Here is a 3,684-nt window from a genome sequence, read left to right as displayed (position 1 = left end):
CTGGCCAAGGCGCTGGCCAAGGATCTGGGGCAGTATTCGCGGATACTCGACGACATGCATCTGGTCGATTTCAAAGTGCGTATCACGCAAGGTGGCACCGAGGCGGTGACCCGTGTCATCATCGACAGTGAGGACGGGCAGGGGCGGCGCTGGTCCACTGTCGGCGTCAGCGCCAACATAGTTGACGCCTCGTTCGAGGCGCTGCTGGATGCGATCCAGTGGAAACTGGTGCGCGATTGCGGCCCGCAAGAGGCGGCAGCCGAGTGAGCGTTGCGTTTGACGAAGACGTAAAGGCTTGCGCAGCGCTGGTGCACCGGGCGGACCCGGACCGGTTCATGGCGGCCATGTCCGCCCCGGTCGCGGCGCGTGCCGTTCTGTTTCCACTCTATGCCCTGAATGTCGAGGTCGCGCGCGCGCCCTGGGTGACACAAGAAGCGATGATCGCCGAGATGCGTCTGCAATGGTGGCGCGATGCGTTGCAGGAGATTGCCGAGGGCGGCATCGTTCGGCGGCATGAGGTGGTGACACCTCTGTCCCGAGTTCTCTCCTCGCATCTGGCGGCTATGCTGGATGAATATGTCGCCGTAAGGCGTTGGGATATATACCGTGATCCGTTCGAGGAAGAGGATCACTTCGACGCCTATATCAACCACAGCGCGGGCACGTTGATGGTGGTCGCGGCGCAATCTCTGGGCGCGGGCGACGACGAGGTGCTGCGCGATTTCGGCTATGGCGTGGGCATTGCGAACTGGTTCCGGGCGATCCCTGATCTTGAGGCGCGCGGGCGAATCCCTCTGCTGGATGGCACGCCAGATGGGGTGCGGGCGCTCGCCGAGAAAGGACTGGACCGTTTGACGCGGGCGCGCGACAGACGGGCCGAGATCACGCCAAACGCGCGCCCGGCGCTTTATGCCGGGTGGCAGGCGGAATGGGTTTTGCGGCGGGTTATCGCGCAACCGGGCCGTGTGGCGACAGGCGATTTGGCGCAGGGCGAGTTGCGGCGCAGGTTGTCGCTGATGTGGACGGTCAGCACAGGGCGCTGGTAGCGATCAGGCCGCCCTGGCCTCGGATGGGCGCAGGACCAGCCACAGAAGGGCGCCTCCGGCCAATGTCAGCAGCGGGATCATCGCCAGATTGACTGCGGTCCAGCCTTCGACTGGCGAGCCGCCCGAGCAGTTCATCAACCCTCCGGACGCCAGCGAGGCCAGCGTCACGCCGCCAAAGACCAGCAGGTCATTCAGCCCCTGCATCCGCCCACGCTCATGCACGTCATGCGAGGCCGCCAGCATGCTGGTCGCGCCGATAAAGCCAAAGTTCCAGCCGATGCCCAGCAGGATCAGGGCGACGAAGAAATTGCCCAGCTCGACCCCTTGCAGCGCAACCACGCCCGCCCCGGCCAGGATCATCAATCCAAGGGCCACGATCTTTTCCACTCCAAACCGAGCGATCAGGTGGCCGGTGAAGAAGCTGGGCACATACATGGCCAGCACGTGGCTGGTCACCACATCGGCGGCGTCATTGGCGCTGAACCCGCAGCCGACCACGGCCAGCGGGGTCGAGGTCATCACCAGATTCATCAGCGCATAAGACACCATGGCGCAGATGATCGCGACGGCGATGCGTGGGGTTTTCAGCAGCTCCAACCGTGAACGGCCCTTTGGGGCGTTCTCGGTCGGTTTCGGTGGCGTCGGGATGTCGAGGAAGAAGAACAGCGCCGATCCGATAACGTTCAGCGCGATCACCGCCATATAGGTGCCCAGAAACGGGATGACATAAGCGGTCGAGGTCAGCTTGACGATCTGCGGCCCGATGATCGCCGCCGCCAGTCCGCCCGCCATCACATAAGAAATCGCCTTGGGCCGGAATGCATCCGATGCCGTGTCTGCGGCGGCAAAGCGATAGAAGCCGTGGGCGCTCATGTAGATGCCGGTCAGTAGGCTGCCCAGCAGAAAGACCGGGAATGATCCAAGAAACAGACCATAGGCCCCGATCAGCCCGCCAAGGGCCCCGGCGGTTGCGCCCACCAGAAACCCGACCCGACGACCCCAGCGCTGCATTATGGCCGAGATCGGCGTGGCCGCCAGCATCGAGCCAAGAACGATCAGCGAAATAGGCAGCGTCGCCAGACAGGGGTTCGAGGCCAGCGATTGCCCCGCCAACCCGCCGACGATGAAGATCATCGGCATTTGCGCACCCAGAATGGACTGCGCCGCCACCAGAACGGCGACATTGCGTTTGGCCTGACGGTTGTCCGGGATGGCTTGGGTCGTTGTCATGGGCACATGCGTATCGGTGAAACCGCTGCCGCACAAGCGGGTTGCATATGCGACAAACGCGCCTAACGTGCGACTTGTATCACGAGGCAGGGAACAGATGACAGTCGGACGCATCATCGAAACACCGGATTGCGTGGCCGAGGGGGCCGAATGGCTGGCCTCGGCCTGTCCGCGCATGGCTTATGCGATGGAACAGACCGGCCCGCTGCCGCTGCGCCGTCGCCCTGATGGCTTTGCCGAGTTGCTCAGCGCGATTGTCAGCCAGCAGGTCAGCGTCGCTTCGGCCAATGCGATCTGGAAAAGGATGCGGGATGCGAAACTGACCGGCCCGCGCAAGATCATGTGGGCGACGGATGACGATCTGCGGGCCGTGGGTCTCAGCCGTCAGAAGATCCGCTATGCTCGTGCGCTGGCCGAGGCACGTATTGATTACAAGGCGCTACGTGACGTTTCTAATGCGGATGTGGTGGCAACCCTGACCGAGGTGCCGGGCATCGGTGTCTGGACTGCCGAGATTTACGCCATGTTCTCGCTGGGCCGTGCCGATGTCATTGCCCCGGGCGATCTGGCCTTGCAGGAGGCCGCGCGGATTCTCTACGACCTGCCCGAACGCCCCACCGACAAAGAACTGCGCCGGATGGCCGAGGCCTGGTCGCCCTGGCGATCGGTTGCGGCGCGGGTGTTGTGGGCCTATTACCGCGTAGCCAAAGACAGAGAAGGGATCAGATGACACGGGTTTTGAATGCGCTCCGGAAAGAGCCGGTTTCGGGCGACACGCGCTCGGTCGTGGTGTTCGTGCATGGCTATGGGGCCAACGGGGCCGATCTGCTGGGGCTGGCGGATGTGCTGGGTGAACACCTGCCCGGTACGCTGTTTGTGGCCCCCGATGCGCCGGAACAGATCCCCGGCCTGCCGAACGGCTATCAATGGTTTCCGATCCCGTGGATCGACGGCTCGTCCGAGGAGGAATCACGGCGCGGCATGGAGATGGCGGTTGAGGATTTCAACGCCTTCCTCGACGCGCTGATGGTGGATGAGGACGTGCTGCCCGAGCAGGTGGTCCTGTTCGGATTCTCCCAAGGTACGATGATGAGCCTGCATGTCGCCCCGCGACGCGAGGACCCGGTGGCCGGGATCGTCGCCTTTTCGGGTCGCCTGATAGAGCCGGATATGCTGGCCGATGAGGTGGTCAGCCGCATGCCTATCCTTCTGGTACATGGCGACGCCGATGACGTGGTGCCGCCGCAATCGCTGCCCGAAGCCGCCGAGGCGCTTCAGGGCGCGGGGTTCAAGGAAGTGTTTGCTCATGTCATGAAAGGCACCGGGCACGGCATCGCCCCCGATGGGCTGAGCGTGGCGCTGGCCTTCATGCGCGACAAGCTGAGCCTCTGACCATGATCACCGTCCG

5 protein-coding genes are annotated in these 3,684 nt (G+C 63.7%); 4 read left to right on the top strand and 1 reads right to left on the bottom strand.

Translation table 11 applies throughout. The annotated features are described in order from the left end of the window. Both MPJ51_RS01285 and MPJ51_RS01280 read left to right on the top strand, forming a co-directional pair. Positions 1–267, top strand: a 267-nt coding sequence (locus MPJ51_RS01285; protein WP_298381174.1) for an alpha-isopropylmalate synthase regulatory domain-containing protein, incomplete at its 5' end; no start/stop codon positions are given. Next, on the top strand, positions 264–1,046 hold the full coding sequence (locus MPJ51_RS01280; RefSeq protein WP_298381173.1) for a squalene/phytoene synthase family protein: 783 nt from the start codon (positions 264–266) through the stop codon (positions 1,044–1,046). The genes MPJ51_RS01285 and MPJ51_RS01280, both read left to right, overlap by 4 nt. 3 nt (positions 1,047–1,049) lie before the next feature. Here MPJ51_RS01280 and MPJ51_RS01275 read toward each other — a convergent pair whose 3' ends face one another. After that, positions 1,050–2,276, bottom strand: a complete 1,227-nt coding sequence (locus tag MPJ51_RS01275) for an MFS transporter (RefSeq protein ID WP_298381172.1) — start codon at positions 2,274–2,276, stop codon at positions 1,050–1,052. Between the two features lie 97 nt (positions 2,277–2,373). Here MPJ51_RS01275 and MPJ51_RS01270 point away from each other — a divergent pair, with 97 nt between their 5' ends. Both MPJ51_RS01270 and MPJ51_RS01265 read left to right on the top strand, forming a co-directional pair. After that, positions 2,374–3,006, top strand: a complete 633-nt coding sequence (locus MPJ51_RS01270; RefSeq protein WP_298381171.1) for a DNA-3-methyladenine glycosylase 2 family protein — start codon at positions 2,374–2,376, stop codon at positions 3,004–3,006. Further along, positions 3,003–3,668 (top strand): alpha/beta fold hydrolase, encoded by a 666-nt coding sequence (locus MPJ51_RS01265; protein WP_298381170.1) that lies wholly within the window; start codon positions 3,003–3,005, stop codon positions 3,666–3,668. Before MPJ51_RS01270 ends, MPJ51_RS01265 begins: the two co-directional genes overlap by 4 nt. Positions 3,669–3,684 lie beyond the last annotated feature (16 nt).

The organism is Ruegeria sp. (genome assembly GCF_028066395.1).
Taxonomy (GTDB): domain Bacteria; phylum Pseudomonadota; class Alphaproteobacteria; order Rhodobacterales; family Rhodobacteraceae; genus Ruegeria.
This window is presented reverse-complemented; position numbering and strand designations above follow the sequence as displayed.